The sequence below is a fragment of the Vibrio sp. 1641 genome, from assembly GCF_033339995.1.
In the GTDB taxonomy this organism is placed as follows: Bacteria; Pseudomonadota; Gammaproteobacteria; order Enterobacterales; family Vibrionaceae; genus Vibrio; species Vibrio alginolyticus.
The window spans coordinates 1-652 of sequence record NZ_JAWOVP010000230.1 but is presented as its reverse complement, the minus strand read 5'-3'; the positions used below and the strand labels follow the sequence as shown (position 1 = coordinate 652).

Below are 652 nucleotides of genomic sequence, written 5' to 3'. Positions count from 1 at the left end.
TCCGCTTAATTCCTGTTCTATACAATTTGATAAAGGTAGCTTCATGTCCATTCGTCGAATATCGTCACTAATGGTTTTGTGGTTGGTTACCACTCTTTCAGGGTGTTCCCTGTTAGAAGTGAAAATTGACAGCCAGACCGTTCCTCTCACCAAGCAAGAGCTTAATATGCGCATTTTAACGCGCGAATATGCACTTCAATTTTTTGCTCAAGTTGAGCAAGCCGCCGATGTGCTTCAAGAGCAGTATGACCCCAATGATAAAGTGATCCCGTCTTACGTCCTGCTGTGGAAGATCAATGCAGAAGTAGGCTTGCAAGCAGCAGCATATCAAGTATCACCAATGGCTGCATTGATTGATACGTGGGTGTTCACTCATCAAATGAACCAGTTTTATGCAACGGGCGCTGGCCGTGACATTTTTGCTACGGATGAAGCCAAACAAGTTTCGGCACACTTAGCCAACGAGGTAGACCAGCTCGCTCAATCACTGTTGAAAAAAGAGGTTTACGATAAAACGAAGCTCTTTGTTGCTGACTTTGTTAAACAGTATCCGTTCGCTGATTTAAGCATGATTAGAACGCCAGCTTACCGTGCTTGGTTAGAAGCCAATCAAATCAGTGAGGAAGACGCGGTAACAACGTTGGGTACGATG

1 pseudogene is annotated in these 652 nt (G+C 44.5%); it reads left to right on the top strand.

Annotation, left to right across the window (positions count from 1 at the left end):
• Positions 1 to 43: 43 nt before the first annotated feature.
• Positions 44 to 652: pseudogene (locus R7Z47_RS25220) on the top strand (chemotaxis protein); the annotation flags it as partial.